Source organism: Massilia sp. DD77, from assembly GCF_036961685.1.
Classification (GTDB): Bacteria; Pseudomonadota; Gammaproteobacteria; order Burkholderiales; family Burkholderiaceae_D; genus Telluria.
The window spans coordinates 21823-47305 of record NZ_JBAMDH010000025.1; the positions used below are offsets into that span (position 1 = coordinate 21823).

The window sequence follows — 25483 nt, forward strand, 5'->3', positions numbered from 1 at the left end:
CACCGCTGTGTGTGGAATTTGAACTGTCGAGCTTTGTCGAAGTCCAAGTCGCATCCTCACAGGCCAGCGGAGCAGCGATGGAAACGAAACGCTTTGGCAGGTGGCTGCGGCAGCTTTCCCTACTGACCAGGCGCCAGCGTCTCCAACTGATGGATGCCTTGCGCCCGGCGGTCGGATTGGACCAGGTGTGCGAGGCAATGGCGGGCGCGGCGCCAGATCCTTGCTGTCCGTCATGTCAGGGCCGGCGCCCTTACCGGCACGGACACGAGGTGCAACGCAACACGAGCTTCCGCTGGCGCCACCGCTTTCTCGCGCTCGTCAAACACGACCGCCCGGAGCGGCTGGCAGGCATTGCCGAAGCCGACGAACTTTTCCTACTCGAGTCGCAGAAGGGCTCGCGCAAGCTCGACCGGCCGGCGCGGCGCCGGGGCGGCGTGGCTGCGAGCCGCGTCATCTCCCGCGAGCACGTGTGCGCGCTGGTCGCGCGCGACCGCACCGGCGGCACCCACGACTTCATCACCGGACGCGGCGCCCTCACCAAGGATCAATTGCACCGGCACCTGTTGCCCGTGCTCGATCCCGATGTGCTGCTGGTGACCGATGGGCATCCGGCGTACCGCTGCTTTGCGCGCGAGGCGGACATCTCCCATCAGTTCGTCAACTTGCGGTCCGGCGAGCGTGTCCGTGGCGCCGTCCACGTCCAAAACGTGAACGCTTACCACCGGCGCTTCCGGCAATGGCTGGCGCGATTTCATGGCGTTGCCTCTCGCTACCTGCCGAATTACCTGGGCTGGCAATGGGCGCTGGACGGGGCGCGCATCGCCACGCCAGAGCGATTTCTGCGCTGTGCGATCGGCGTCTTCAACACATAACGGGCACAGCGCCAAAAAGAAAAGGGGCCTTGCGGCCCCTTGAGCATTCCTGCGTGCGGAGTTTAATTCCTGCGCTTGCGGGTGACCTTCACCTTGGCCTTGCTGCGTTTCTTGGTCACCTTGAGCTTGCCTTTGGCGGCGCTGGCCTTGATGCGGGCGCGGCCCGAGCTGGCCTTGAAGCGCGGCGCGCGGGTCGAGGCGGTGGCCACCGGTTCGCCGCTGATGAAGCGGCGGATCTTGAGGGCGTCCAGGATGCGGGTCGACGAGGCGCTGGCATTCAGGAGCACCAGGGTCGCATTCTTGCCGGCGGCCTTGATGTTCATGATCAGGCAGCGGCCCGCCTCCGAGGTGTAGCCGGTCTTCGACAGGCCGATGTCCCAGCCCTTGGCGCCCACCAGGCGATTGGTATTGCGGTACTCGACCTGGCGGCCGTTGATGCTGATGAGATCCTTCGAATCCGTGGTCATCTCGGTGATCTCGGGATAGCGGCTCGACGCGGCCGCCATCTTGATCAGGTCGCCCGCGGTCGAGCGGTTGCGCGGCGACAGGCCGGTCGGCTCTTCGATCACGGTCTGGCTCATGCCCAGCGCGGCGGTCTTGCGGCGCACGGCGGCCTTGAAGCCGGCGTCGCCGCCCGGAAAGGTGCGAGCCAGCGCGGCGGCGGCGCGGTTGTCGGAAGACATCAGGGCCAGGTGCAGCACGTCGCGGCGCGAGATGTGCGCGCCAACCGGCACCCGCGAGCTGCTGTGCTTGAAGGTGTCGACGTCGCTGCGGTCGATTTCGATCAGCTCGTTCATGTCCTGCTTGGCGTCGAGCACGACCATCGCGGTCATCAGTTTGGTCAGGGAGGCGATCGGCACCACTGCGTCGGCATTTTTCTCGAGCAGGATTTTGCCGGTATCGTCTTCCACCACGAGCACCGACTGCGAACCGAAGGGCACGGCGAAAGCCGCAGCCGAGATCGACATCAGTACGGTGGCGAACAGTTTTTTGATCATTGCTGGGTCTGGAATCCGGGTTGATTTGACAGTTTCGGCACGCGCCAGGGCGGCGCGCAGTCAACATCTATCTGTAGGGCAACTATAGGAGGGACGATAGCACCTATCCGCTTGGCATGTCTATGGCGTACAAACAAAATCCCCCTTGGAAAGGGTATTTTTCGCGGAAAACATGGCGCGAATGCGTCACTCCTTGTCGAGTGCATACCAGATCTGCTCAGCAGTATACCTGGAAGCAAAAAAGAACAAGCCCTGCGCACGGCAGGGCTTGTTTGACAATCGTATTGACGCCGGACAGCGTTACTTCGACTGGTAGATCTTGTCGAATTCGCCGCCGTCGTCGAAGTGGCGGTCTTGCGCTTTTTGCCAGCCGCCGAACAATTCGTTCACGGTGAACAGGGTAACCGGCTTGTAGTTGGCAGCGTACTTTTTCATCACCGCTTCGTTACGCACGCGCAGGTAGTGCTTGGCGCCGATTTCCTGGCCCTGCGGCGTGTACAGGAAGTTCAGGTAGGCGGTCGCCTGCTTGCGCAGCTTGCGCCGGTCGACCACCTTGTCGACCACGGCCACCGGCGACTCGGCCAGGATCGAGACCGAGGGGTAGACCACTTCGAAGTTGTCGCCGAACTCGGCGCGCACCATGCTCACTTCGTTTTCGAAGGTCACCAGCACGTCGCCGATCTGGCGCTGGGTGAAGGTGGTGGTGGCGGCGCGGCCGCCGGCATCCAGGATCGGCACGTTCTTGAAGATGCGGCCGACCAGCACGCGCGCCTGCTGCTCGTTGCCGCCTTTCTTCAGCACCGAGCCCCAGGCCGCCAGGTAGGTGTAGCGGCCGTTGCCCGCGGTCTTCGGGTTCGGGATGATGACCTGCACGCCCGGACGGGCCAGGTCTTCCCAGTTGCGGATCTGCTTCGGATTGCCCTTGCGCACCAGGTAAACCATGGTCGAGTAATAAGGTGCGGCATTGTTCGGGAACTTCTTGGCCCAGTCCTTCGTCACCAGGCCGCGCTCGGCCAGCATGTCGATGTCGTTGGCCTGGTTCATGGTGACCACCGAGGCTTCCAGGCCGTCGGCAACGGCGCGCGCCTGCTTGCTCGAGCCGCCGTGCGACTGCTTGACGGTCACGGCCTCGCCGGTCTGCTTCTTGTAGGCGTCGATGAAGGCCGGGTTGATGTCCTTGTACAGTTCGCGCGCCACGTCGTAGGACACGTTCAGCAGCTCGGTGCCGGCCGCATTCGCCTGGAAGGGCAGGGCCGCGCCCAGGACCAGGGTAAGGATCCAGCGGCGCAGTGAATTCGGGGTGGTGGTCATGTTGTTCTCGCTTGGTCAGTGATGCATGGTGCGGGGTAATGCACAGGGACCATGTTCACTAATTTCACGCAGGAACGGAACGACAGATTTGTCATATCCATATACGGCGCCCGTATTGTGCAGTGCGAAAGCAGAGCCTCTACCTTTCGGTGTATAGTCGAGGCCTCGCGACGCGCCGGCGGCGCTCGTTCGTTTCGTTTTCAATGTAGATGATAGATGTCCACCCGTATTGAAATCCGCAAGGCCGTCCCCGAGGACGCGCCTGCCGCCTGCACCCTGCTGCGCCGCTCGATCGAGGAGTGCCGCCAGGACGACCACCGGAACCATCCGGAGGTGCTCGGTCCCTGGCTCGGCAACAAGACCCCGGCCACCGTGGCCGCCTGGTTCTCGACCCCCAGCAATTTCGCCCTGGTCGCCGAAAGCGAAGGCCAGCTCGTGGGCATGGCCCTGCTGACCCAGGCCGGCAAGGTGGCCCTGTGCTATGTGCTGCCCGAAGCCCTGCGCTGCGGCGTCGGCCGCGCGCTGCTGGCCGCGCTCGAAGACCAGGCGCGCGCCTGGAGCATCACCAAGCTGCACCTCAACAGCCCGGCCGGCGCCACCGCTTTCTTCGAACGCCACGGCTATCTCAACGCCGGCAAGGAGAAGTCCTGCTTCGGCCTCGACTGCGACCTGATGTGGAAACGCCTCGACGAGCGCTGCGCGGCCGACGAGGGCGCGGCGCGCAAGCGTTTCTGCAACTGCAGCGGATAAACCACACACCCGTCTTTTGTGCCGCCCCGCCTTACGCTATAGTACGCGTCTCGCATTGATGAGTTCGTTATGGCTTCACGTAGAGATTTCCTGAAACAGGGCGCCGGCCTGTGCGCCCTGGGCGCCCTCGGCGGCCCGATCGCGGCAGCCGCAGCTTCCAACACCACCGATATGTCGCCGCCGCCCGACCTGTTCGACGCGCAGCTGCTCGACCTGGACTTCTGGGTCAAGCCGCGCACCCTGTCGGTCGTGCGCCCGGCCAGCGGCGAACGCAGCAAGGTGCTGTACTGGAAGGACGGCGAGGTGATCGATTCGGCTTACCAGGAACTGTGCCACCTGCTGCGCGACGTGAACGGCCGCGAGACCGCGCCCATCGATCCCAAGCTGCTCGAAATGCTGTGGGGGACGCAGGCTTTCATCGCCCGCTACGGCTTGGTGCAGCCGCTCGAGATCCTGTCGGGCTACCGCACCGAGGCCTCGAACAAGCGCCTGATCGAAGAGGGCATCCCGGCCGCGCGCAAGTCGCTGCACATGCTGGGCAAGGCGGCCGACATCCGGGTCGCCGCCCTCAACGAGGAAGTGCTGGGCGGCCTGATTCGCAGCTTCCGCCAGGGCGGGGTCGGCTACTATTACCGGTCCGGCCCGAAAGGCGGCTGGATCCATGCCGACACCGGCCTGCAGCGCACCTGGAAGGGCTGACCCCGGACGCGTGCGAGGGGCTTGCAGAACTTGGGCTAGTATTTGCCATCATGGCCAGGGCAGGACGCCCGGACCGGCCATTCCTTACCGCATTTCCTTTTAGCATACGTTTCAAGGAGGCAGTGATGGCAACAATGAACGCACCCACGATGGACCGCAGGACCACCGGCGAACGCCGCGTGTCGATGCGCCCGCATACCCGCTCCGCGATGTCCGCCCTCGACTACCTGGCGATGGCGCTCCTCATCATCGGCGGCCTGAACTGGGGCATGGTCGGCCTGTTCGACGTCGACATGGTTGCCACCCTGTTCGGCCCGGACAGCCCGCTGACCCGCGTGGTCTATGTGCTGGTGGGCGTGGCGGCGCTGTATTCCGTCTACACGATGGCCAAGATGACCGGCAGCAAGCGCGGCGTGTGAGCTGCTTGCGGGTCGGACTGATCTCCGACACGCACGGGCTGCTGCGCCCGCAGGCGCTCGACTTCCTGCGGGGCAGCGCCCACATCCTCCACGCGGGCGACGTCACCGGGCCGGACATCCTCGAACGCCTTGGCGAGCTGGCGCCCGTCAGCGCGGTGCGCGGGAACAACGACCGCGGGGCCTGGGCAGCCGGCCTGCCGCATGCGCTGCGTCTGGAACTGGGCGGCGTCGGCGTCTATATGGTCCACGATCTCAAGGAACTGGATATCGATCCGGCGGCCGCCGGCGTGCGCGTGGTGGTGGCGGGGCATTCCCACAAGCCGTCGTGTGTGGAGCGCGCTGGTGTGTTGTATGTGAATCCGGGGAGTGCGGGGAGGCGCAGGTTCACGCTCCCGATTTCGGTGGGGGAGTTGCTGATTGAAGATGCCCAGGTGCGTGTGCGGATCGTAACGCTAGAGCTCGATTGAGGTGGTGTGCTGCGGACTTGCGTTCCGAACGTGTCAGATTTTTTGTGTGGCCGGGATCCAAGTTCGTCGAGTCGCCACCAAGCTCAAACTTCAGCCTGATCCTTAAAATCCCGTAAGATAGCGTCGACCCCTACACGATATGCAGCACATGACTTCCCAGCCAGACACACCACCCCGCTTCAAGCCCCGCCCCTGGACCCCCCTCGAGACCCCACAGGACGTCGAACTCTGGATCGACGAGCACAACCGCTTCCTGCAGGAGACCGTCAAGCCCCAGGAAACCGGCGTCGGCATCTGCTTCACCTTGGGCGAAGGGGGCAATGTCTACATGCAGACCACGGCCGACGCCGTCATCCTCGACGTCGACCAGGACGCCGCCTGGATCGCGCCTCTGGTCAGCGCCGCCACCGGCGCCGAGCCGCCGCGTGGCCAGATCTGGGTGCTGCCCGACGACAAGCTGGTCCAGCTGATCCTGGGCCTGTCGATGCTGGTCGAGAGCACGACCCTGGTCACCGGCCACCACTTCGGCCCGCAGGGCCGGCGCGCCTGGTAAATCAGTAGGGCAGGCCGCTCACCGCGAGCGGCAGCCGCCACAGGGCCCCCGCGCCCGTGATGTACAGGGTCTTGTGGTCCTTGCCGCCGAAGGCCGCGTTGGTGACGTTGGCGTCGACCCGGATCGTGGCCAGCTCCCGGCCCTGCGGCGAGAACACGCGCACCCTCCTGGCCCCATGTTCGGTCACATAGACATTGCCGTGGCAGTCCAGCGTCATGCCGTCGCCGCCTTCCAGGCCGCTCACCAGGGTGCGCCCGGCCTGGACCGCGCCTTTCACGATCGGATAGGCCTTGAGCAGGCCATCGCTGGCGTTCACGTAGAGCAGGTCGCCTGCCGGCGAGAGCGCGATCCCGTTCGGATTGGGACGCGTCCCGTCCACCAGCGTCACCTTGCCGTCGGTGCCGACCCGGTAGATCCCCGTTACCGGCTGCCCGCCGGGCGCCGCCGCCTTCTGCCAGTCCGGATCGGTGAAGTAGACCGTCCCGTCGGCCGCGATCGCGATGTCGTTCGGCGAATTGAACACATTCCCCTTGTAGCTGCCCGCAATCAGCGTTGCCTTGCCGCCGTCCCAGGCATGGCGCAGCAGGGCCTTGTCCTTGTGGCTGGCCAGCACCAGCTGGCCGTCCGCATGGATGGCCAGGCCATTGCTGCCGCTGTCCTCGATCGCCGTGCTCACCTTGCCGTCCGGGCCCAGCCTGCGCACGCGCGATGGGAAGCCCCTGGCGAAGCTGAAATCGGAAAAATAGAGTGCGTCCTTGACCCATACCGGCCCTTCGTAGAGCCCGGGTTCGGTGCGCGAGGGCGCGGCCGCGGCCACGCGTTCAGCCTTCAGCTCGCCCGAGGGGGCCGCGCCGCAGGAGGCTGCCACGGCGCTGGCGGGGAGCAGCGCGGCGCCGAAGGCGAAGCAGGAAAGCCTGGATAGGCACAGGATGGAACGTCGCATGCTCATTGTTTGTTACCGCTACCATTTATCGTAAAACGATTGTATCCTTGTTAAGCCCGCGTGGAAATACCCGGCGGCGCGTGGAGACAAGCAAACGAACGAGAACAGGAGATAGGCATGATCGATCAACATCGGCGCGGCATGGTCCTGGCCGCGGGCGCACTGGCGGCTTCCGCGGTCGGCGTGCCGGCTTGGGGACAGAACGGGGGCCAGGGCGAGCGCAAGCTGGGCTACGCGATCGTCGGTCTGGGCGGCTACGGACTGGGCGTCGTGATCCCGAAGTTCAAGCATTGCCGGCACAGCCGCCTGGTGGCGCTGGTGAGCGGCGATCCGGCCAAGGCCAGGCGCGTGGCCCAGGAATACGGGGTGCCGGAGAAGAACCTCTACAACTACGAGAACTACGACGGCATCCGCGACAATCCGGACATCGACATCGTCTACATCTGCCTGCCGGTGTCCATGCACGCCGAGTACACGATTCGCGCCGCCAAGGCGGGCAAGCACGTGCTGTGCGAAAAACCCATGGCGCTGTCCTCGCGCGAATGCGAAGCCATGATCGCGGCCTGCCGCCAGGCCGGCAAGAAGCTGATGATCGGCTACCGCTGCCACTTCGAGCCCTATAACCTGGAAGCGATCCGCCGTGCGCGCGCGGGCGACATCGGCAAGCTGCGCTACTTCCGCTCCGAGCACGGCTTCAACTTCAGCAACCCGAACGCCTGGCGCCTGAAGCGGGCGATGTCCGGCGGCGGCTCGATGATGGACATCGGCATCTACGCCTTGCAGGCGGCGCGCTACATGACCGGCGAGGAGCCCGTGGCCCTGTATGCCAAGGAGACCACCGACAAGCGCGACCCGCGCTTCCGCGAGGTCGAGGACATGGTCGAGTTCCAGCTCGAATTCCCGTCCGGCGTGATCGGCTCCTGCATGTCGATGTACAGCGCCAACCAGAACCACATCCTGCTGATGGGCGACAAGGGCCGCATCGAGATGGAGCCCGGCACCGGCTACGGCGGCAACCGCCTGTGGGTGGGCAAGGGCCGCGAGACCGAGATCACGCCGCCGAACGCAGGCGCCAACCAGTGGGCCGGCCAGCTCGATCACCTGGCGCAATGCGTGCTGCAGAACCGCGAACCGATCGTGGCGGGAGAGGAGGGCCTGCGCGATATCCGCATCATCGAGGCGGTGTACAAGTCGGCGCGCGAACAGCGCAGGATTGTGCTGTAAGGACCGCGTCGTTGCCGGAGCTAGGCACCGTCGCCGGTTTTCGGTTATAAAGGCAGCTCGATTGTTGTGCGGAGTAAAGTGATGGGTGAGGGAATCACGAAGCTTGGCCGGCGCGGCGCGCTGGCCCTCGGTCTGGCAACGGGTATGCTGCTGGCGCTGCCGCAGGTCCAGGCGGCCGACCTGCTGGCGGACACCAAGGCGCGCGGCACCCTGCGCATCGCCATGGAAGGCACCTACCCGCCCTTCAACTTCAAGGACCCCAGGACCGGCCAGCTGGCCGGCTACGACGTCGACGTGGCCCGCCTGGTGGCCGGCAAGCTGGGCTTGCGGCCCGAGTTCGTCAGCACCGAGTGGGCCGCCATCCTGGCCGGCCTGGCGGCGGGCAAGTACGACGTGATCGTCAGCCAGGTCGGTATCACCGAGAAGCGCCGGCAGGCCTTCGATTTCTCGGTCCCCTACACCTATTCGAGCCCGCAGCTCATCGTGCGCAAGAACGAGCGCGCCAGCTATGCCAGTCTGAACGACCTGAAGGGCCGCAAGGTGGGCGTGGGGCAGGGCAGCGTGTTCGAGCAGCAGGTCAAGGCGGTGCCGGGCATCGAGGTCAAGAGCTATCCGGCGGCGCCGGAGAACCTGCAGGACCTGGCCTTCGGGCGCATCGACGCGGCCCTCAACGACAGCCTGATGGTGGCCTACCTGCTCAAGAATTCGCGCCTGCCGATCAAGGCCGGGCCGCGCCTGGGCGCGGTCGAGCGCATGGGCGTCGCCATGCGCAAGGGGAACCCGCAATTCAAGGCGGCGGTCGACAAGATCATCGAGGACGCCCGCAAGGACGGCACGCTGAAACAGCTGTCGCTCAAGTGGTTCGGCACCGACGCGAGCCAGGAACCCAAGTGATCCCCGCCGACGCGGCCTCAGGGAGCGCCGCGCTCCTGGAGCTGGCCGGCCTGCTGCGCGAAGCGGCGCCCGTGATGCTGGCCGGCGCCGGCTACACCCTGCTGTTCGCGGTCGCCTCGATGGTGGGCGGACTGGCGCTGGGCTTTCCCGTGGCCCTGATGCGCCTGGCGCCCTGGCGCCTCGTGCGCCTGCCGGCCACGCTCTACGTGAGCGCGATGCGCGGCACGCCGCTGCTGGTACAGATCTTCGTCATCTACTATGGCCTGCCGAGCGTGGGCATCGAATTCACGCCGGTGACGGCCGGCGTGCTGGCGCTCTCGCTCAACGCCGGCGCCTACTTGTCCGAAAGCCTGCGCGGCGCGATCCGCAGCGTCAGCGAAGGGCAGTGGCGGGCCAGTTTCAGCCTGGGCCTGGGCTGGTGGCAGACGCTGGGCTACGTGATCCTGCCGCAGGCGCTGCGGGTAGCCGTGCCCTCGATGAGCAACACCTTGATCAGCCTGATCAAGGACACCTCGCTGGTATCGGTCATCGCGCTGACCGAGCTGATGCTGGCGACCAAGGAAGTCATCGCCGTCACCTTCCAGCCCTTGCCCCTCTACCTGGCCGCGGCCGCCATCTACTGGTGCCTCAGCCTGTTCTTCGAAGCCCTTCAGCGCCGCGCGGAACGGCGCCTGAACCGGGCGCACCAGCCGCGCTGAGCCGGCCCGTGTGTTGTAGAAATGCCGATTGCATTTGCACAACACACCTCGACAGCCGTATCGACCAGTGTTAGTCTTTTTGGAAATACTGACAATCGGCAACGATCGGCGGAGGATTTATGGAACACGGCCCGCTACGGCCGCCCCTTGCGTCTCCCATGCCCCGGGACGCGGATGCTGATGCCGAAGCCGTTGCGCTGCCGGGCGGCGGCGCCATGTTCTCGGCGCCCGCACAGCCTACCGCCGGCTATAACGAGCTGTTCCTGCTGGCGCCCTTCGGCTTCTTCCTGATCGCGCCCGACGGGGTCATCCTTCAGGCCAACCTGTGCGGCGCGCGCATGCTGGGCCTGCCGCGCAGCGCCCTGGCCGGCCTGCGCCTCCGTGATTTCGTCGGCGGGGCCGACGGCGAGGTGCTCGCGCGCTTCCTGGGCGAATGCTGCGCCGCCGTGGCGGAGCCGCGCTGCGAGCTCATGCTGCGTGCGCGCGACGGCGGCGCCAGCTGGGTCAGCCTGCTGGGCAGTTTCGACATCGGCGCGCGCGCCTGCCGCGTGGTGACCGAGCAGGCGGGCAGCCGCCTCGAGGCCCTGGCGCGCAGCGAGGAGCGCCTGCGCCGCATCGTGCACTGCGCCGACGAGGGCGTGTGGGAAGTCGACGCCTTCGGCCATACCACCTTCGTCAACCCGCGTATGGCGGCGCTGCTGGGCTACCCGATCGAAGACATCCTCGACCTGCCGGTGGGACGCTTCATGGACGACGAGGGCAGGGCCCTCCTGGAGCGCAACATCGCGCGCCGGCGCCAGGGCGAGGTAAGGCGCTACGAGTTCAAGTTCATCCGCAGCGACGGCGCCGAGCTGTGGGCCTGCGTGGCCATCAATCCGCTGTTCGACCCCGGCGGGCGCTACCTGGGCGCGCTGGCGCTGGTCAACGACATCACCAGCCAGCGCGCGGCCGCGGCGCGCATCTGGCGCCGCGCAAACTACGACGACCTGACCGGCCTGCCGAACCGCCACATGTTCATGGACCGGCTGGCCCAGGAAACCCGGCGCGCCGACCGCTGTTCGGACGGCAGCGCGGCTTTCCTGGCGCTGCTGTTCATCGACCTCGACCACTTCAAGGAAGTCAACGACCGTCTCGGCCATGCGGCCGGCGACCGCCTGCTGGCCGAAGCCGCGCAGCGCATCGGCGCCTGCGTGCGCGCGTCCGACACCATCGGCCGCCTGGGCGGCGACGAATTCACCGTGGTGCTGTCCGGGCTGGACCGGGTCGGCACGGTCGACCGCATCGCCCAGGGCATCGTGGACGCGCTGGCGGCGCCTTTTGCGCTGGACGCGGGAGCGGAGTCGGTGCAGGCCGAGGTCTCGGCATCGGTCGGCATCGCGCTCTACCCGGCGGACGCCGGCCAGGTCTGCGACCTGATGGCGCGCGCCGACCAGGCCATGTACGTGGCCAAGCATGCCGGCCGCAACCGCTATGCCTACTACACCGACGGTGCCCAGCAGGCCATGCTGGCGCGCCAGGCGATCGCCGCCGAACTGCGCGCGGCGCTGGCCGCGAGCCAGTTCGAACTGCTGTACCAGCCGATCGCCTCGCTGCGCGACGGCCGGGTGCGCAAGGCCGAGGCCCTGCTGCGCTGGCGCCATCCGCGCCGCGGGCTGCTGCGTCCGGCGGAATTCATGCCCTTTGCCGAGTCGAGCGGACTGATGGTCGAGATCGGCGACTGGGTGCTGCGCGAGGCGGCGCTCCAGGTGCAGCGCTGGCAGGGAAGCGTCGATGCCGGCTTCCAGGTCAGCGTCAACAAGTCGCCGGCCCAGATCCAGCGCGAACCGGGCGACTACGACGGCTGGCTGGCCTTCCTCAAGGAGCGCGCACTGCCGCCGCGCAGCGTAGTGGTGGAGATCGGCGAAGCGATGCTGCTCGAGGGCATGGACGCCGTGATCGAGCGCCTGCGTCCCTACCGCGCCATGGGCCTGCAAGTGGCGCTGGACCATTTCGGCGCCGGCTATTCCTCGCTGGCCCACCTGGTGCGCTACGAGCTCGACTACATCAAGATCGACCAGGGTTTCGTCGAGGCGCTGGAGCGCGAGCCCAACGGGCTGGCGGCCTGCGAAGCCATCATCGCGATGGCCCACAAGCTGGGCATGAAGGTGGTGGCGGAAGGCGTCGAGACCGAGTTCCAGCGCAGCATGCTGCGCGAGGCCGGCTGCGATTATGCGCAAGGCTATGTCGTCGGCGGGCCGATGCCGGCCGGCGAACTGGAACGCCTGGCCCGGAGCACAGGGCGCTAGGAACCTATCCCAACAGGCGAGAGTCGCTCCTGGCGCGCCTGGAAAGCGCAGCCGGCCTAGCTCGTCGTTGTGTGGCCAGCCACACTGCCTCCTCGCGCCTTGCCTTTACTTCCCATGCATCGCCATGCGCTTTCTCCCGCCTACTGGGCTAGGTGCTCAGCGATCACCGGAGCACGATGGAAACGGCCGGCCACAGGGGCCGGCCGCAAAAAATGGGAACGGCTGGCACTGAGGGCCAGCCGTGGGGCGCGCTGTGCGCCCTATGCGAAGCCTACCGCCTCAGCGGTTGCCGCGCTGCTTGTCGACGCTGTTGTCCTGGCTCCAGGCTTGAGACGCATCCTTTGCGCTCTCGCCTTTCGAATCCAGGTCGTCCAGTGCCGGCGTACCGCCGGAAGCATGCTGGCCGCCCGACTGCTGGCTGCCCTGCCGGCCCGACTGCTGACTACCTTGTTGCTGGCCGGATTGCTGGCTGCCCTGCTGGTTGATGTTGGACTGCCTGCTTCCTTGCTGCTGCTGCCCCGACTGCTGGCTGCCTTGCTGCTGCTTACCGGATTGCTGACTACCTTGCTGCTGTTTACCGGATTGCTGACTACCTTGTTGCTGCTTATCGGATTGCTGACTACCTTGCTGCTGTTGACCTGATTGCTGGCTACCCTGTTGTTGCTGCCCCGACTGCTGGCTACCGGATTGCCGCCCCGACTGCATGTTGCCCGATTGTTGCTGGTTCAGCTTGTCGCGCTGGACATTGGTGTCCATATCATTCAGCTGATCGTAGCTCGGGCCTTTGGTGCCATGTCCTTTGTTCTCACCCATGGATCCTCCGTATTTAGTGCTTCGAGAACTTCATTCTAGGCTTCTGGCCCGTCAGGACAATCGGAGCGTGGGAGGCAGGACCGTAGGACAGGTCGGACATAGTCGGCAGTGGAATCATGCCGTGGAGAAGGAGTTTTCAGCCGCAGAAATGTGGCCAAGGAAATACACCGCCCCGGGCGGGGCGGTGCGGAACGACCCTTACATGTTCGGGTAGTTCGGACCGCCGCCGCCTTCCGGCGTGACCCAGACGATATTCTGGGTCGGGTCCTTGATGTCGCAGGTCTTGCAGTGCACGCAGTTCTGGGCGTTGATCTGCAGGCGGTCCTTGCCCTCGTCGGTCTTGACGAACTCGTACACGCCGGCCGGGCAGTAGCGCTGTTCCGGTCCCGCGTAGGTGGCCAGGTTCACGTCCACCGGCACGCCCGGGTTCTTCAGGGTCAGGTGCACCGGCTGGTCTTCGCCGTGGTTGGTGTTCGAGATGAACACCGAGGACAGGCGGTCGAAGGTCAGCTTGCCGTCCGGCTTCGGATAGACGATCGGCTTGAACTGCGAGGCCGGGCGCAAAGCTTCGTGGTCGGCGTGCTTGTGGCGCAGGGTCCAGGGCGCCTTGCCGCGGAAGACGATCTGGTCGATGCCGGTCATGATCGTGCCCAGCACCAGGCCCTTGGCCATCCAGGGCTTGAAGTTGCGCGCGATGTGCAGCTCCTCGTGCAGCCAGGACTGCTCGAAGGCGGCCGGATAGCTGCTCAGCTCATCGGCCTGGCGGCCGGCGGCCAGCGCCTCGTAGGCGGCGTCGGCGGCCAGCATGCCGGTCTTGATCGCGGCGTGGCTGCCCTTGATGCGGCTGGTGTTCAGGAAGCCGGCGTCGCAGCCGATCAGGGCGCCGCCCGGGAACACGGTCTTCGGCAAGGATTGCAAACCCCCTGCCGTGATGGCGCGCGCGCCGTAGGAAATGCGCTTGCCGCCTTCGAAGAAGTGGCGGATCGCCGGGTGGGTCTTGTAACGCTGGAATTCCTCGTAGGGCGACAGGTAGGGGTTCTGGTAGGACAGGCCCACCACGAAGCCGACCGCGACCTGGTTGTTTTCCAGGTGGTAGAGGAAGGAGCCGCCATAGGTGCTGTTGTCCAGCGGCCAGCCGGCGGTGTGGATCACCAGGCCCGGCTTGTGCTTGGACGGATCGATCTCCCACAGCTCCTTGATGCCGATGCCGTAGGTCTGCGGGTCCTTACCCTTGTTCAGGTCGTATTTGGCCATCAGCTGCTTGCCGAGGTGGCCGCGCGAGCCTTCCGCGAACAGGGTGTACTTGGCGTGCAGCTCCATGCCGAGCTGGAAGTCCGGACCCGGCTCGCCGTCGCGCTTGACGCCCATGTTGCCGGTGGCGACGCCCTTGACCGAGCCGTCCTCGTTGTACAGGATCTCGGCGGCCGGGAAGCCGGGGAAGATCTCGACGCCCATCGCCTCGGCCTGCTGGCCCAGCCAGCGCACCACGTTGGCGAGCGAGATCACGTAGTTGCCATGATTGGTCAGCGCCTTCGGGATCGCGAACGACGGGGTGGCATAGGACTTGGTCTCGGTCAGGAACAGCACGCGGTCTTCGGTGACGGCGGTGTTCAGCGGCGCGCCCTTTTCCTTCCAGTCCGGGATCAGCTCGTCCAGCGCGCGCGGATCCATCACCGCGCCCGACAGGATGTGCGCGCCGACTTCGCTGCCTTTTTCCAGAACGCAGACCGACACGTCGTGGCCTTTTTCCGCGGCCAGCTGCTTGAGCCGGATCGCCGCGGACAGGCCCGCGGGGCCGCCGCCGACGACGACGACGTCGTACTCCATCGCTTCGCGCGGCCCGTATTGTTCAAGAATGTTGGTTGGCTCTGTCATGGTTTTTATATGAAGAAATAAATTTAAGCACGAGTGTGCCTTTTTTTGGTCCCGAATGCAACTCCGCCGCCATTTTACGGGCATTATTGGATGCGGCAATCTAATACTGATGTTTTGTGTAATGATGATGGCTTCGCAACAAGGTCATGCGCAGTGCGCCGAGGGAGCCATCCGTGGGGATTGAAGTCAATTTCGAAGGCAAGATTGCAATGGTCACGGGCGCGTCCAGCGGGCTCGGCGCGCGCTTCGCAAAAGCGCTGGCGGGGGCGGGCGCCCAGGTGGTGCTGGCCTCGCGCCGGGTCGAGCGGCTCAAGGAACTGCGGGCCGAGATCGAGGCCGACGGCGGCGCGGCCCACGTGGTGCGCCTCGACGTCACCGACCTGGACAGCATCAAGGCGGCCATCGCGCACGCCGAGACCGAGGCCGGCCCGATCGACATCCTGGTGAACAACTCGGGGGTGTCGGCCACCCAGAAGCTGCTGGACGTCTCCGAGGACGATTACGCCTACATCATGGACACCAACCTGCGCGGCGCCTTCTTCGTGGCCCAGCAGACCGCCAAGCGCATGATCGCGCGCGCCAAGGGCGACCCGCGCAAGCAGCACCGCATCGTGAACATCGCGTCGGTGGCGGGCTTGCGCGTGCTGCCCCAGATCGGCGTGTACTGCATGAGCAAGGCCGGCGTGGTGCAGATGACCAAGGCGATGGCGGTCGAGTGGGGCAAGTACGGGATCAACGTGAATGCGATCTGTCCGGGCTACATCTCGACCGAAATGAACGAGGACTATTTCGATACCGAACAGGGGCGCAAGCTGATCGACGGGCTGCCGCGCAAGCGCCCAGGCAAGCCGGAAGACCTCGACGGGCTGCTGCTGCTCCTGGCGGCGGAGGAAGCCCACTTTATCAACGGCGCCATCATCACGGCCGATGACGGAATGACGGCGCAGTAACAGAGGTCGCAGTAACAGACCAAGTACGTAAAAGGACGCAATGAGCAGTAAGAAGTTCGTGCATGCGATGCGCATGCCTATCCGTTGGGGTGACATGGACGCCATGGGTCACGTCAACAACACCAATTATTTCCGGTACATCGAATCGGCCCGCATCGCGTGGCTGGAAAGCGTGGGCGGCCTGCCCGATCCGCGCGGGGAAGGGCCGGTGATCGTCGCCGCCTCGATGAGTTTCCTGAAGCAGCTGACCTATCCGGCCGAGATCGAGGTGCGCACCTTCGTGGCGCCGCCGGGCCGCTCCAGCGTCGAGGTCTCGCACGAGATCCGCCTGGTGGGGGCGGACGGGGAAGCGGGCGAGCTGCATGCCGAAGGACTGGCCAAGGTCGTGTGGGTGGATTTCGCGAAGCAGAAGTCGGCGCCGTTGCCGGAGGCGTTCAGGGAGCAGCTGCCGGTTACCGGGTGATGCGGTTCGGCTGAACAACGGACTTGGATCCCGGCCTGCGCCGGGATGACGTTGATCGCTTCCGCCCGTAAACCACGTAAGCAACTTCGGACACGTTCCATGGCACGTCATCCCCGCGAAGGCGGGGACCCAAGTTTTCCACCGCAGCCCCTACCTCGCCACCCCCACCAGCTTGTGCACCAGCTCCGACGAAGTGGATGCCGAGAACTTCCGCATCAGGCTGGCCCGGTGCATCTCCACCGTCCGCGGCGACAAGTCGGTCTCCCGCGCAATGATCTTGCTGGTCTTCCCCTCGACCAGCAAGGCCGCGATCTCGCGCTCGCGCGGCGTCAGCTCCGCCGTCACCGGCCGCTTCTCGCTCACGTCCTCGAACGTCCACACCCCCGCGCCCAAGGGCTGCGAGGAATCGAGGGCGCGCCCCGTCACGTGGCACCAGAACAGCTCGCCGTTTGCACGGCGCATGATGCGCTCGTCCGAATAGCGCCCCTTGGCATTCATGATGGGAACGATGCGGTCGCCCGTGCGCAGGAACTCGTCCATGGTCGGGTAGAGCACGCTGAACGACTGTCCCTCGAGCTGTCCACGCGCGTGGCCGAACATCCCCGCCAGCGCCTCGTTGCAGGACTGGATGACGCGATCGACCGAGACGCACATGCCCACGGGCGCGTGCTGGAAGATCATCTCGTAGTCGATGGTATAGGGGGCGTTCATCTGAGGCAGGTCGACGGCAATGTTCATGGAGGTCTGGCCGTATTTTTACGGTATTGTGCTTCGGTCCGGGCTATTTTATGCTGAGAATCTACTCTTGCAGTATAGAAGAGCTGTTCGGCGGTGAGCGCATTCCTAAGCCTCGGGGCAAGGCGCGTCGCCGAAGACAGTACTGTGGTACGGCGAGGCGATGCAACGCCGCCACGGGGATTTGTATTGCGCTCAATAACTTATAAAAGGGACGGGTATGAACAAAGTGTATCCTGATGCGACATCGGCCCTGGCCGGTATCGTTGCGGACGGCCAGACCATCGCCGTCGGCGGCTTCGGCCTGTGCGGCATTCCTGAGGCGTTGATCGCGGCGCTGCGCGATTCGGGCGTGAAGAACCTGACCGCGATCTCGAACAACGCCGGCGTCGACGGCTTCGGCCTGGGCCAGCTGCTGGAGACGCGCCAGATCAAGAAGATGATTTCGTCCTATGTGGGCGAGAACAAGGAATTCGCGCGCCAGTTCCTGGCCGGCGAACTGGAACTCGAATTCACCCCGCAGGGCACCCTGGCCGAGAAGCTGCGCGCCGGCGGCGCCGGCATTCCGGCCTTCTTCACCAAGACCGGCTACGGCACCATCGTCGCCGACGGCAAGGAAACCCGCGAATTCGACGGCGAACACTACGTGATGGAACGCGCCCTGGTGCCGGACGTGTCGCTGGTCAAGGCATGGAAGGCCGACAAGGCGGGCAACCTGATTTTCCGCAAGACGGCCCGCAACTTCAACCCGAACGTCGCCACCGCGGGCAAGGTTTGCATCGTGGAAGTCGAAGAGCTGGTCGAGATCGGCGAGATCGATCCGGACCAGGTGCACACCCCGAGCATCTTCGTGCACCGCATCGTCCACAATCCGACGCCGGAAAAGCGCATCGAACAGCGCACCGTGCGCGCCAACTAAGATCAATCGGAGACAGAACATGGCATGGACTCGTGATGAAATGGCCGCGCGCGCGGCGAAGGAACTGCAGGACGGTTTTTATGTGAACCTGGGTATCGGCCTGCCGACCCTGGTGGCGAACTACGTTCCGAACGATATGGAAGTTTTCCTGCAGTCGGAAAACGGCCTGCTGGGCATCGGGCCCTTCCCGCGCGAGGCCGAAGTGGACGCCGACCTGATCAACGCCGGCAAGCAGACCGTGACCGCGCTGCCGGGCGCCGCCTACTTCAGCTCGGCCGATTCCTTCGGCATGATCCGCGGCGGCAAGATCAACCTGGCGATCCTGGGTGCGATGCAGGTGTCCGAGCGCGGCGACCTGGCCAACTGGATGATTCCAGGCAAGATGGTGAAGGGCATGGGCGGCGCGATGGACCTGGTGGCCGGCGTCAAGCGCGTGGTCGTGGTGATGGAACACGTCGCCACCGCCAAGGATGGCTCGACCTCGCACAAGATCCTCAAGAAGTGCGACCTGCCGCTGACCGGCGTGGGCGTGGTGGACCGCATCATCACCGACCTCGGCGTGATCGACGTGACCGACACCGGCCTCATGCTGGTCGAGCTGGCGCCGGGCGTCACCAAGGAGCAGGTGCTGGCCGCGACCGGCTGCGAGCTGGACGTCGCGACGGTCTAGAACGCAAACGGGCGGCTCGCGCCGCCCATCGGGGTAGACCACATGAACAGCCCGGCGAGCGTCCTCGTCCGGGCTGTTCTTATTCCTGTGTTCTCATTCCTGTGTTCTTATTCCTGCTTACTGCAAGGACCAGACATACCGGACCTTGGTCCAGGCCTCGACCGGCAAGCCGGCGGTGCGCGCCGGGTAGAACCGGCACACCGTCAGCGCGCTGCGCGCCGCCTCGTCCAGCGCCGGGTAGCCCGCCGACTGGATCACCTTGGTGTCCTTGACCCTGCCGTCGACGCCGATCAGGAAGCTCAGGCTGACGGTGCCGGTCTGGCTCTTGGCGATCGACTCCTTCGGATAGGCAGGCTTGGGGCAGGACTGGAAGTCCACCAGGGCCTCGGTATCCGGCTTGGCCGGCTTGGCCGGCGCGGCATGGGCAAACAGCCCGATGCTCATGACCGCCAGTCCCAGCGCGGGAATGGCCGCCTTCCAGTTCGAACCCCGCGACTCGGGACGTAGCAAGCGTGTGATGCGTGACATAAGATCTCCTCCGTTGGCCGCCTGGGCCAGGTGGTGGGTTGAGAACTGGAGTTTTTCCAGTTCGGAAAGCGCAAGGGCCAGGCGCCGCGGTTCGCCGAGTATCCTTGCTGCGACATCGTCTGCGATCTGCTCACGCTCGGTGCGGATGCGGTGCGACAGCCACCACACGGCCGGGTGATAGAACAGCAGGGTTTCCACGACGTTCTGGGCCAGGTTCACCAGGTAGTCGTGGCGTTTGATATGGGCCAGTTCGTGCGCCAGCAGCGCCTCGAGCAGGTTGGGCGCCATGCCCGACACCAGCGAAGCGGGCACCAGCACCACCGGGCGCCACCAGCCGGCCGTGACCGGGCTGGCCAGGTGCCCGACCACGCGCAGGCTGACGCTGCGCGCGATGCCGAACTGCCCGGCCAGGCGCTGCAGGCGCGCCTGCCAGAGCGGGTCGCTCGGTTCGCGGGCGGCCGCGCGGCGGATCCACAGCAATCCAGCCACCATGCGCAGCGAGAGCAGGGCGGCGCACACCGCCCAGCCGAGTACGATCCAGCCCAGGTGTTCCTGGACGAAGGCTTCCCATCCCGGCCCGCCCGCGGCATCGCCCCGGCCTGGCCCCGCGCGCAGGAAGGCGACCGGGCTGCCGGCCCCGGCGCTGTGCAGGCGCTGCGCCAGCGTCGCCGCCGGCCACAGGATGCAGGCCAGCAGTCCCAGGCAGGCCGCCAGGTAGCGCTGCTCGGGGCGCCCATGGCGCAGGAGACCGAGCACGGCCGCGGTGAGGCCCGCGACCAGCGCGCCCTGCCACAGGAAGTCGACCAGGGTCCAGCCGAGGGCGGCCATCACGGCGCCGGCGCTCATGCCTTGTCCTCCGGCTTGTCTTCCTTGAGCAGCCTTTCGATCTCGTCGCGCTCCTTCTTCGAGATGCCGCTCTTGAGCGCGGCCAGCACCAGGGCCTTGGCCGAGCCGGCGAAGGCGCGCTGCATCAGGTCCTTCAGCAAATTGGTCTGCAGGGCGTCGCGCGCATGGGCCGGTGCGTAGACGTGGGAGCGTTCGCTCTCGTCGCGGATCAGGAGTCCCTTGCCGTGCATCACCTGCATCAGGCGCAGCACGGTGGCATAGGTGACGTCGGGGCGCTCCTTGAGCATTTCCTCGTGCACCTGCTTGGCCGTGGCGGAACTCATCGGCCACAGCACTTGCAGCAGATCGAGTTCGGCGGGCGTGGGCTTGGGCGCGTCGGCGTGGCGGGGCATGGCATCCTCTCGTAGGCTTGAATGCTTACTAGAGTAGTTGGTCTAGACCGATATGTCTACAACTTTCTTCAGGCGGAACGCATAAAAAAACCGCGCCGGTTGGCGCGGTTTCTGGGAGGGGCGGGAACGCGCCTGTCAGGCCGCTTCGCGCACTTCGTGCAGGCGCTTGTCGTCCTCGACCGCCACACGGCCGTCCAGGACTTCGTGCATGCGATTGGTATCGAGCTCCTTCTCCCACTTCGACACCACCACCGTCGCCACGCCGTTGCCGACGAAGTTGGTCAGGGCGCGGCATTCGCTCATGAAGCGGTCGATGCCGAGGATCAGGGCCATGCCCGCCACCGGGATGGTCGGCACCACGGCCAGGGTCGCGGCCAGGGTGATGAAGCCGGCGCCGGTGATGCCCGAGGCGCCTTTCGAGGTCAGCATCGCCACGAACAGGATGGTCAGTTCCTGGGTCAGCGTCAGGTCGGTGTTGGTTGCCTGGGCCACGAACAAGGCGGCCATGGTCATGTAGATGTTGGTGCCGTCCAGGTTGAAGGAGTAGCCGGTCGGGACCACCAGGCCCACCACGGGCTTGGAGCAGCCGAGCTTTTCCAGCTTGCGCATCAGGGCCGGCAGGGCGCTCTCGGAGGAGCTGGTGCCCAGCACGATCAGCAGTTCTTCCTTGATGTAGGCGATGAACTTGAAGATCGAGAAGCCGGTCATCCTGGCGATCGCGCCGAGCACCACCACCACGAACAGGAAGCAGGTCAGGTAGAAGGAACCCATCAGCTTGGCCAGCGGCAGCAGCGAATCGAGGCCGTATTTGCCGATGGTGAAGGCCATCGCACCGAAGGCGCCGACCGGGGCGACCTTCATGACGATGTTGACGACGCCGAAGATCACGTGCGAGAAGTCCTCGATCAGCTTGGTCACCGGGCGGCCGCGCTCGCCCATCATCGACAGCGAGAAGCCGAACAGGATCGCGATCAGGAGCACCTGCAGGATGTCGCCCTTGGCGAAGGCATCGATGAAGGTGTTCGGGATGATGTTCATGATGAAGTCCACCGTGCTCTGGCTGTGCGCCTTCTCGGTGTACTGGGCGATCGACTTGGTGTCCAGGTGGGCCGGGTCGACGTTGAAGCCGGCGCCCGGCTTGACCACGTTGGCCACCACCAGACCGATGGCCAGGGCGAAGGTCGAGACGACCTCGAAGTAGAGCAGGGCCTTGCCGCCGACGCGGCCGATCTTTTTCATGTCCTGCATGCCGGCGATGCCGGCGACCACGGTACAGAAGATCACCGGGGCGATGATCATCTTGATCAGTTTGATGAAGCCGTCTCCCAAGGGCTTCATCTTGGTGCCGAGTTCAGGGTGGAACACCCCGAGCAGTACGCCGACGAAGATGGCGAACAGCACCTGGACATACAGGATTTTATAGAATGGCTTTTTCATGACAACTCTTCAACGAGGTTGGTGATGTGGCCATCTTCGTTGAATCGCCCGCGCGTCGCTATTGTGGAAATCCGCAGGCGGGCACGGGCCTGTCGCCCTGGGACGACAGGCGCCGCAGCGCTCAAGGGCGGCGGTAGACCGTGCCGCCCTTCATCACGAAACGTACGTTCGCGGCGGCGCCGATGTCCTCGAGCGGGTTGCCGTCGACGGCGGCGAGATCGGCCAGCATGCCCGGCTTGATCGCGCCCAGCTCCTTCGATTTGCCCAGGATGCCGGCCGCCACGCCGGTCGCCGCGCGCATCGCTTCGAGCGGCGTCATGCCGAGCCTGACCATCCAGGCCAGCTCGCGCGCATTGGTCCCGTGCGCGAACACGCCGACGTCGCTGCCGTGGCCGATGGTCACGCCCAGGCGCCGCGCCAGGCGGAATGCGGCGTGGGCCTGCGCCATCGCCGGTGTCGGCGCAGCGCCACGCACGTGCTTCTGGAGGTACTCGCCGATCGCTTCCGGCGCCGTCAAGGTCGGGATATAGGCCGTGCCGCGCTGGGCCATCAGCTTGAAGGTGGCTTCCGAGGCGCCGTAACCGTGCTCGATGGTGTCGGCCCCGGCCAGCACCGCCATGCGGATCGCCTCGTCGCTGCTGGCGTGGGCCGCCACCTTGCGGCCGCTGACGTGGGCGGCGGCGACCATCGCCTTCATCTCTTCCAGGGTGAAGGTCGGGCGTGCGCTGCCGTCGATGCCGGTGCGGTAGTCCGCATAGAACTTGATCCAGTCGGCGCCGCGCGCGGATTGCTCGCGCACCGCCTTCGTGACTTCGTCGATGCCGGTGGCCGGCTGGGCGCCGTAGGGCAGTTCCATGTCGGGGCGGTAGGTCTTTTCCGCCGGCCCGTAGCTGTAGCTGGCCACGATGGCGCGGGTGGCGATCAGGAGGCGCGGACCGGGCGCCACACCTTCCTCGATGGCGCGCTTGATGCCGGCGTCGGCGTAGTCCGCGCCCTCGGTGCCCAGGTCGCGCAGGGTGGTGAAACCGGCCTGCAGGGTGTCGGCGGCGTGCTTCGCGGCCAGCACGATGCGGTAGGCGACCGGCTCCTTGATCACCTGGTCGTCCCAGGTGGTTTCGTTATACGGGTGCAGCAGCACGTGCGAGTGCAGGTCGATCATGCCCGGGATCAGGGTCTGGCCCGGCAGGGCGATGCGCTCGGCGTCCCGGGGCGCATGGATCGTGCCGGCCGGCCCGGCGGCCTCGATGCGGCCGTTCGCGACCAGCACGGCCCAGCCGCGCTGGGGTGCGCCTTCGCCGGTCCAGACGCGGTCCGGCGTCAGGAGGATGGGGCGCTGGCCGGCGGCCTGGCTGGATGTGGAAAGGAAGGCGAGGGTGAGTGCGAGGGTCGTGGCCCAGGTCCGCATGGTGGTTGTCCCCTTGTTATTGTGATGGGGGCATGTAGGGTGGGCGGGTCTCCCGCCCACGCGGTGATAGATGCCGGCACCGCTCCCGAGCACGATGATCTGCCCTCCATCACAAGCCGCCCACCCTGCGGTCACGGTGACGAAATTCCTACTGCGCCGCCCAGCCGCCGTCCATGTTCCAGGCCACGCCGCGCACCTGGCTGCCGGCCGGGCTGCAGAAGAACACGGCCAGCGCGCCCAGTTCTTCCGGGGTGACGAATTCGCCCGAGGGCTGCTTTTCCGCGAGCAGGGCGCGGCGCGCTTCGTCGTTGCTCAGCTTGTCGCGCGCGGCGCGGTCGTCGACCTGTTTCTGGACCAGCGGGGTCAGGACCCAGCCCGGGCAGATGGCGTTGCAGGTGACGCCGGTGTGCGCGGTTTCGAGCGCGGTGACCTTGGTGAAGCCGACCAGGCCGTGTTTCGCGGCGACGTAGGCGGATTTCTGGGCCGAGCCCACCAGGCCGTGGACCGAGGCCAGGTTGATGATGCGGCCCCAGTTCTTCTGCTTCATGCCTGGCAGGGCCAGGCGGGTGGTGTGGAAGGCCGAGCTCAGGTTGATGGCCAGGATGGCGTCCCACTTCTCGATCGGGAATTCCTCGACCGGGGCCACGTGCTGGATGCCGGCATTGTTGACCAGGATGTCGACGCCGCCGAACTTGTCGGCCGCGAACTTCATCATGGCCTCGATCTGGTCCGGCCTGGACATGTCGGCGTTATGGTAGGCGGTCTGGACACCGAACTCGGCGCCGATGTCGGTGTGGAGCTTCTCGATCTGCTGGGCGTCGCCAAAGCCGTTGAACACGATGTTCGCGCCCTGTTCGGCCAGGCTGCGGGCGATGCCCAGGCCGATGCCGGACGTCGAGCCGGTCACGAGAGCGGTCTTGCCAACTAACATCTTCGAATCCATTGTGTCCTCTATGTGAAGGTGATCGGGAAGCTTCCTCGGAATTGGTAGAATTCTAATCGCAACGGCGGGTAGAATGTTGCATTGCGGTGTAGAGAAGTGATTAATCTTGTCATATGGAGCGGCCCCATGTCTGAACCCAGCTTGAAGAGCGTGCAGTGCAGTTCGCCTGCAGGCCTGCACCGGGTCGCCTACAAGGAGTGGGGCGATCCCCTCAACCCCAAGGTCCTGGTCTGCGTGCACGGCGTGACCCGCGTCGGCGACGACTTCGACCACCTGGCGCGCGCCCTGTGCGGCGAATACCGCGTGGTCTGCCCTGACGTGGTCGGCCGCGGCCGTTCGGACCGGCTGCGCGACCCCGCCCACTACGTCATCCCGCAGTACGTGTCCGACATGGTCACCCTGATCGCGCGCGTCACCGCCCCCGGCGAGGCGCGCGAGGTGCACTGGCTCGGCACCTCGATGGGCGGCCTGATCGGCATGGTGCTGGCCTCGCTCGAAGGCACGCCCATCAGCCGCATGGTGCTCAACGACATCGGACCGGTGCTCGACCAGGCGGCGCTGCAGCGCATCGGCGAGTACATCGGCCAGGACATCCGCTTCCCCAGCTTCGAGGCGGGGGCGGAATACGTGAAGGCGGTGTCGCTGTCCTTCGGTCCGCACACCGACGACGAGTGGCTCAAGCTCTCCAGCGACGTGCTGCGCCGCCAGGACGACGGCCAGTGGGTGCGTCACTACGACCTGGGCCTGGCCCAGCCGTTCAAGGCCATCACACCCGAGCGCGCGGCCGGCGACGAGGCGGCCCTGTGGGCCGCCTGGGACGCCATCCGCTGCCCCACCTTGCTGGTGCGCGGCGAGCACTCCGACCTGCTGTCGCGCGAGACCGCGGCCGAGATGACCAGGCGTGGCCCGAAGCCGCGCCTGGTCGAGATCGCGGGCGTGGGCCATGCGCCGACCTTCATCCAGCCAAACCAGATCGCCATCGCGCGAGAATTCTTGATCGGCTGACGGGCGCCTAGCCCCAGCCAACTTTACGAAAGCAACCATGGAAATCAAACGTATCCACGTCGGCAAGCGCCTCTCCGAAATCGCCATCCACAACGGCACCGTCTACCTGGCCGGCCAGATCGCCGAAGACACCGCCCAGGGCATCGATGGCCAGATGCGCGAGGTGCTGGCCCACGTCGACCGCCTGCTGGGCGAGGCGGGCAGCGACAAGTCCTGCATCCTGATGTGCCAGATCTTCATCTCCGACATGGCCAACTTCGCCGGCATGAACGCGGTATGGGACGAATGGGTCGCCCAGGGCCACACCCCGCCGCGCGCCACCGTCGAGGCCAAGCTCGCCAATCCCGCATGCCTGGTGGAGGTCTGCATCACCGCCGCCCTGCGCTAAG

General features: G+C 65.9%; 27 protein-coding genes. 16 read left to right on the forward strand and 11 right to left on the reverse strand.

The window, feature by feature from the left end:
• Positions 1–77: 77 nt before the first annotated feature.
• The gene (locus V7778_RS16025; RefSeq protein ID WP_335557048.1) at positions 78–872 is read left to right on the forward strand and encodes an IS1595 family transposase; all 795 of its coding nucleotides are present in this window, start codon (positions 78–80) and stop codon (positions 870–872) included.
• Positions 873–934: 62 nt separating this feature from the next.
• On the opposite strand, the gene V7778_RS16030 is transcribed toward V7778_RS16025, so the two are convergent.
• A complete protein-coding gene (locus V7778_RS16030; RefSeq protein WP_335557049.1) occupies positions 935–1870 on the reverse strand; it encodes a serine hydrolase in 936 nt (311 codons plus the stop codon).
• 300 nt (positions 1871–2170) lie between these two features.
• Positions 2171–3181 carry a sulfate ABC transporter substrate-binding protein gene (locus V7778_RS16035; protein WP_335557051.1) on the reverse strand — a complete coding sequence of 337 codons (1011 nt, stop codon included), beginning with the start codon at positions 3179–3181 and terminating at the stop codon, positions 2171–2173.
• Positions 3182–3397: 216 nt separating this feature from the next.
• On the opposite strand from V7778_RS16035, the gene V7778_RS16040 reads away from it, so the two are divergent.
• The 5 genes from V7778_RS16040 (at position 3398) to V7778_RS16060 (ending at position 6069) form a co-directional block, all read left to right on the forward strand.
• The gene (locus V7778_RS16040) at positions 3398–3931 is read left to right on the forward strand and encodes a GNAT family N-acetyltransferase (protein WP_335557053.1); all 534 of its coding nucleotides are present in this window, start codon (positions 3398–3400) and stop codon (positions 3929–3931) included.
• A gap of 69 nt (positions 3932–4000) precedes the next feature.
• Positions 4001–4630, forward strand: a complete 630-nt coding sequence (locus V7778_RS16045; RefSeq protein WP_335557055.1) for a YcbK family protein — start codon at positions 4001–4003, stop codon at positions 4628–4630.
• Positions 4631–4755: 125 nt separating this feature from the next.
• Positions 4756–5049, forward strand: coding sequence for a DUF378 domain-containing protein (locus V7778_RS16050; protein ID WP_335557057.1), 294 nt, complete (start codon positions 4756–4758; stop codon positions 5047–5049).
• Positions 5050–5054: 5 nt separating this feature from the next.
• Positions 5055–5516, forward strand: a complete 462-nt coding sequence (locus V7778_RS16055) for a metallophosphoesterase family protein (protein WP_335557060.1) — start codon at positions 5055–5057, stop codon at positions 5514–5516.
• 148 nt (positions 5517–5664) lie between these two features.
• Complete coding sequence (locus tag V7778_RS16060; protein WP_335557061.1) at positions 5665–6069, forward strand: hypothetical protein; 405 nt, start codon at positions 5665–5667, stop codon at positions 6067–6069.
• 1 nt (position 6070) lies between these two features.
• Here V7778_RS16060 and V7778_RS16065 read toward each other — a convergent pair whose 3' ends face one another.
• Positions 6071–7012: an SMP-30/gluconolactonase/LRE family protein gene (locus V7778_RS16065; RefSeq protein ID WP_335557063.1), complete on the reverse strand. Its 942-nt coding sequence runs from the start codon at positions 7010–7012 to the stop codon at positions 6071–6073.
• Positions 7013–7129: 117 nt separating this feature from the next.
• On the opposite strand from V7778_RS16065, the gene V7778_RS16070 reads away from it, so the two are divergent.
• The 4 genes from V7778_RS16070 to V7778_RS16085 all read left to right on the forward strand — a co-directional run bounded on the left by V7778_RS16070 (position 7130) and on the right by V7778_RS16085 (position 12113).
• Positions 7130–8236, forward strand: coding sequence for a Gfo/Idh/MocA family protein (locus V7778_RS16070; RefSeq protein ID WP_335557065.1), 1107 nt, complete (start codon positions 7130–7132; stop codon positions 8234–8236).
• An 81-nt stretch (positions 8237–8317) separates the two neighbouring features.
• Positions 8318–9130, forward strand: a complete 813-nt coding sequence (locus V7778_RS16075; protein ID WP_335557067.1) for a transporter substrate-binding domain-containing protein — start codon at positions 8318–8320, stop codon at positions 9128–9130.
• 35 nt (positions 9131–9165) lie between these two features.
• The gene (locus tag V7778_RS16080) at positions 9166–9828 is read left to right on the forward strand and encodes an amino acid ABC transporter permease (protein ID WP_335557173.1); all 663 of its coding nucleotides are present in this window, start codon (positions 9166–9168) and stop codon (positions 9826–9828) included.
• 158 nt (positions 9829–9986) lie between these two features.
• Positions 9987–12113, forward strand: coding sequence for a putative bifunctional diguanylate cyclase/phosphodiesterase (locus V7778_RS16085; RefSeq protein WP_335557069.1), 2127 nt, complete (start codon positions 9987–9989; stop codon positions 12111–12113).
• A 279-nt stretch (positions 12114–12392) separates the two neighbouring features.
• Here V7778_RS16085 and V7778_RS16090 read toward each other — a convergent pair whose 3' ends face one another.
• Together V7778_RS16090 and V7778_RS16095 are read right to left on the reverse strand one after the other, a co-directional pair.
• Positions 12393–12926, reverse strand: a complete 534-nt coding sequence (locus tag V7778_RS16090; RefSeq protein ID WP_335557070.1) for a hypothetical protein — start codon at positions 12924–12926, stop codon at positions 12393–12395.
• 198 nt (positions 12927–13124) lie between these two features.
• Positions 13125–14801, reverse strand: coding sequence for an electron transfer flavoprotein-ubiquinone oxidoreductase (locus V7778_RS16095; RefSeq protein WP_335557072.1), 1677 nt, complete (start codon positions 14799–14801; stop codon positions 13125–13127).
• 173 nt (positions 14802–14974) lie between these two features.
• On the opposite strand from V7778_RS16095, the gene V7778_RS16100 reads away from it, so the two are divergent.
• Both V7778_RS16100 and V7778_RS16105 read left to right on the forward strand, forming a co-directional pair.
• Positions 14975–15751 carry an SDR family oxidoreductase gene (locus tag V7778_RS16100; protein ID WP_335557073.1) on the forward strand — a complete coding sequence of 259 codons (777 nt, stop codon included), beginning with the start codon at positions 14975–14977 and terminating at the stop codon, positions 15749–15751.
• Between the two features lie 40 nt (positions 15752–15791).
• Positions 15792–16214 (forward strand): acyl-CoA thioesterase, encoded by a 423-nt coding sequence (locus tag V7778_RS16105; RefSeq protein ID WP_335557075.1) that lies wholly within the window; start codon positions 15792–15794, stop codon positions 16212–16214.
• A 150-nt stretch (positions 16215–16364) separates the two neighbouring features.
• Here the strand turns inward: V7778_RS16105 and V7778_RS16110 are convergent, their stop codons facing one another.
• Positions 16365–16925, reverse strand: a complete 561-nt coding sequence (locus tag V7778_RS16110; RefSeq protein WP_335557175.1) for a PAS and helix-turn-helix domain-containing protein — start codon at positions 16923–16925, stop codon at positions 16365–16367.
• 244 nt (positions 16926–17169) lie between these two features.
• Here V7778_RS16110 and V7778_RS16115 point away from each other — a divergent pair, with 244 nt between their 5' ends.
• Positions 17170–17868: a CoA transferase subunit A gene (locus V7778_RS16115; protein ID WP_335557077.1), complete on the forward strand. Its 699-nt coding sequence runs from the start codon at positions 17170–17172 to the stop codon at positions 17866–17868.
• Positions 17869–17887: 19 nt separating this feature from the next.
• Positions 17888–18538 (forward strand): 3-oxoacid CoA-transferase subunit B, encoded by a 651-nt coding sequence (locus V7778_RS16120; RefSeq protein WP_335557080.1) that lies wholly within the window; start codon positions 17888–17890, stop codon positions 18536–18538.
• A gap of 117 nt (positions 18539–18655) precedes the next feature.
• Here V7778_RS16120 and V7778_RS16125 read toward each other — a convergent pair whose 3' ends face one another.
• The 5 genes from V7778_RS16125 to V7778_RS16145 all read right to left on the reverse strand — a co-directional run bounded on the left by V7778_RS16125 (position 18656) and on the right by V7778_RS16145 (position 24089).
• Positions 18656–19912, reverse strand: coding sequence for a M56 family metallopeptidase (locus V7778_RS16125; protein WP_335557082.1), 1257 nt, complete (start codon positions 19910–19912; stop codon positions 18656–18658).
• Positions 19909–20304: a BlaI/MecI/CopY family transcriptional regulator gene (locus V7778_RS16130; protein WP_335557083.1), complete on the reverse strand. Its 396-nt coding sequence runs from the start codon at positions 20302–20304 to the stop codon at positions 19909–19911. Before V7778_RS16130 ends, V7778_RS16125 begins: the two co-directional genes overlap by 4 nt.
• Before the next feature lie 135 nt (positions 20305–20439).
• Positions 20440–21741, reverse strand: a complete 1302-nt coding sequence (locus V7778_RS16135) for a dicarboxylate/amino acid:cation symporter (RefSeq protein ID WP_335557085.1) — start codon at positions 21739–21741, stop codon at positions 20440–20442.
• Positions 21742–21862: 121 nt separating this feature from the next.
• Positions 21863–23146, reverse strand: coding sequence for a metal-dependent hydrolase family protein (locus tag V7778_RS16140; protein WP_335557087.1), 1284 nt, complete (start codon positions 23144–23146; stop codon positions 21863–21865).
• A gap of 148 nt (positions 23147–23294) precedes the next feature.
• Entirely contained in the window at positions 23295–24089 is a 795-nt protein-coding gene (locus V7778_RS16145; protein WP_335557088.1) for a 3-hydroxybutyrate dehydrogenase, read from the reverse strand.
• 126 nt (positions 24090–24215) lie between these two features.
• Between V7778_RS16145 and V7778_RS16150 the strand changes: the two genes are divergently transcribed.
• Together V7778_RS16150 and V7778_RS16155 are read left to right on the forward strand one after the other, a co-directional pair.
• Positions 24216–25094: an alpha/beta fold hydrolase gene (locus V7778_RS16150; RefSeq protein WP_335557089.1), complete on the forward strand. Its 879-nt coding sequence runs from the start codon at positions 24216–24218 to the stop codon at positions 25092–25094.
• 37 nt (positions 25095–25131) lie between these two features.
• Positions 25132–25482: a RidA family protein gene (locus V7778_RS16155; protein ID WP_335557091.1), complete on the forward strand. Its 351-nt coding sequence runs from the start codon at positions 25132–25134 to the stop codon at positions 25480–25482.
• Position 25483 lies beyond the last annotated feature (1 nt).

Excerpts from the sequence above, each read along its gene's own strand:
- V7778_RS16025 (WP_335557048.1), top strand. The coding sequence starts at position 78 with ATGGAAACGAAACGCTTTGGCAGGTGGCTGCGGCAGCTTTCCCTACTG.
- V7778_RS16030 (WP_335557049.1), bottom strand. The coding sequence starts at position 1,870 with ATGATCAAAAAACTGTTCGCCACCGTACTGATGTCGATCTCGGCTGCG.
- V7778_RS16035 (WP_335557051.1), bottom strand. The coding sequence starts at position 3,181 with ATGACCACCACCCCGAATTCACTGCGCCGCTGGATCCTTACCCTGGTC.
- V7778_RS16040 (WP_335557053.1), top strand. The coding sequence starts at position 3,398 with ATGTCCACCCGTATTGAAATCCGCAAGGCCGTCCCCGAGGACGCGCCT.
- V7778_RS16045 (WP_335557055.1), top strand. The coding sequence starts at position 4,001 with ATGGCTTCACGTAGAGATTTCCTGAAACAGGGCGCCGGCCTGTGCGCC.
- V7778_RS16050 (WP_335557057.1), top strand. The coding sequence starts at position 4,756 with ATGGCAACAATGAACGCACCCACGATGGACCGCAGGACCACCGGCGAA.
- V7778_RS16060 (WP_335557061.1), top strand. The coding sequence starts at position 5,665 with ATGACTTCCCAGCCAGACACACCACCCCGCTTCAAGCCCCGCCCCTGG.
- V7778_RS16065 (WP_335557063.1), bottom strand. The coding sequence starts at position 7,012 with ATGCGACGTTCCATCCTGTGCCTATCCAGGCTTTCCTGCTTCGCCTTC.
- V7778_RS16070 (WP_335557065.1), top strand. The coding sequence starts at position 7,130 with ATGATCGATCAACATCGGCGCGGCATGGTCCTGGCCGCGGGCGCACTG.
- V7778_RS16075 (WP_335557067.1), top strand. The coding sequence starts at position 8,318 with ATGGGTGAGGGAATCACGAAGCTTGGCCGGCGCGGCGCGCTGGCCCTC.
- V7778_RS16085 (WP_335557069.1), top strand. The coding sequence starts at position 9,987 with ATGCCCCGGGACGCGGATGCTGATGCCGAAGCCGTTGCGCTGCCGGGC.
- V7778_RS16090 (WP_335557070.1), bottom strand. The coding sequence starts at position 12,926 with ATGGGTGAGAACAAAGGACATGGCACCAAAGGCCCGAGCTACGATCAG.
- V7778_RS16095 (WP_335557072.1), bottom strand. The coding sequence starts at position 14,801 with ATGACAGAGCCAACCAACATTCTTGAACAATACGGGCCGCGCGAAGCG.
- V7778_RS16105 (WP_335557075.1), top strand. The coding sequence starts at position 15,792 with ATGAGCAGTAAGAAGTTCGTGCATGCGATGCGCATGCCTATCCGTTGG.
- V7778_RS16110 (WP_335557175.1), bottom strand. The coding sequence starts at position 16,925 with ATGAACGCCCCCTATACCATCGACTACGAGATGATCTTCCAGCACGCG.
- V7778_RS16115 (WP_335557077.1), top strand. The coding sequence starts at position 17,170 with ATGAACAAAGTGTATCCTGATGCGACATCGGCCCTGGCCGGTATCGTT.
- V7778_RS16120 (WP_335557080.1), top strand. The coding sequence starts at position 17,888 with ATGGCATGGACTCGTGATGAAATGGCCGCGCGCGCGGCGAAGGAACTG.
- V7778_RS16125 (WP_335557082.1), bottom strand. The coding sequence starts at position 19,912 with ATGAGCGCCGGCGCCGTGATGGCCGCCCTCGGCTGGACCCTGGTCGAC.
- V7778_RS16130 (WP_335557083.1), bottom strand. The coding sequence starts at position 20,304 with ATGCCCCGCCACGCCGACGCGCCCAAGCCCACGCCCGCCGAACTCGAT.
- V7778_RS16135 (WP_335557085.1), bottom strand. The coding sequence starts at position 21,741 with ATGAAAAAGCCATTCTATAAAATCCTGTATGTCCAGGTGCTGTTCGCC.
- V7778_RS16140 (WP_335557087.1), bottom strand. The coding sequence starts at position 23,146 with ATGCGGACCTGGGCCACGACCCTCGCACTCACCCTCGCCTTCCTTTCC.
- V7778_RS16145 (WP_335557088.1), bottom strand. The coding sequence starts at position 24,089 with ATGGATTCGAAGATGTTAGTTGGCAAGACCGCTCTCGTGACCGGCTCG.
- V7778_RS16150 (WP_335557089.1), top strand. The coding sequence starts at position 24,216 with ATGTCTGAACCCAGCTTGAAGAGCGTGCAGTGCAGTTCGCCTGCAGGC.
- V7778_RS16155 (WP_335557091.1), top strand. The coding sequence starts at position 25,132 with ATGGAAATCAAACGTATCCACGTCGGCAAGCGCCTCTCCGAAATCGCC.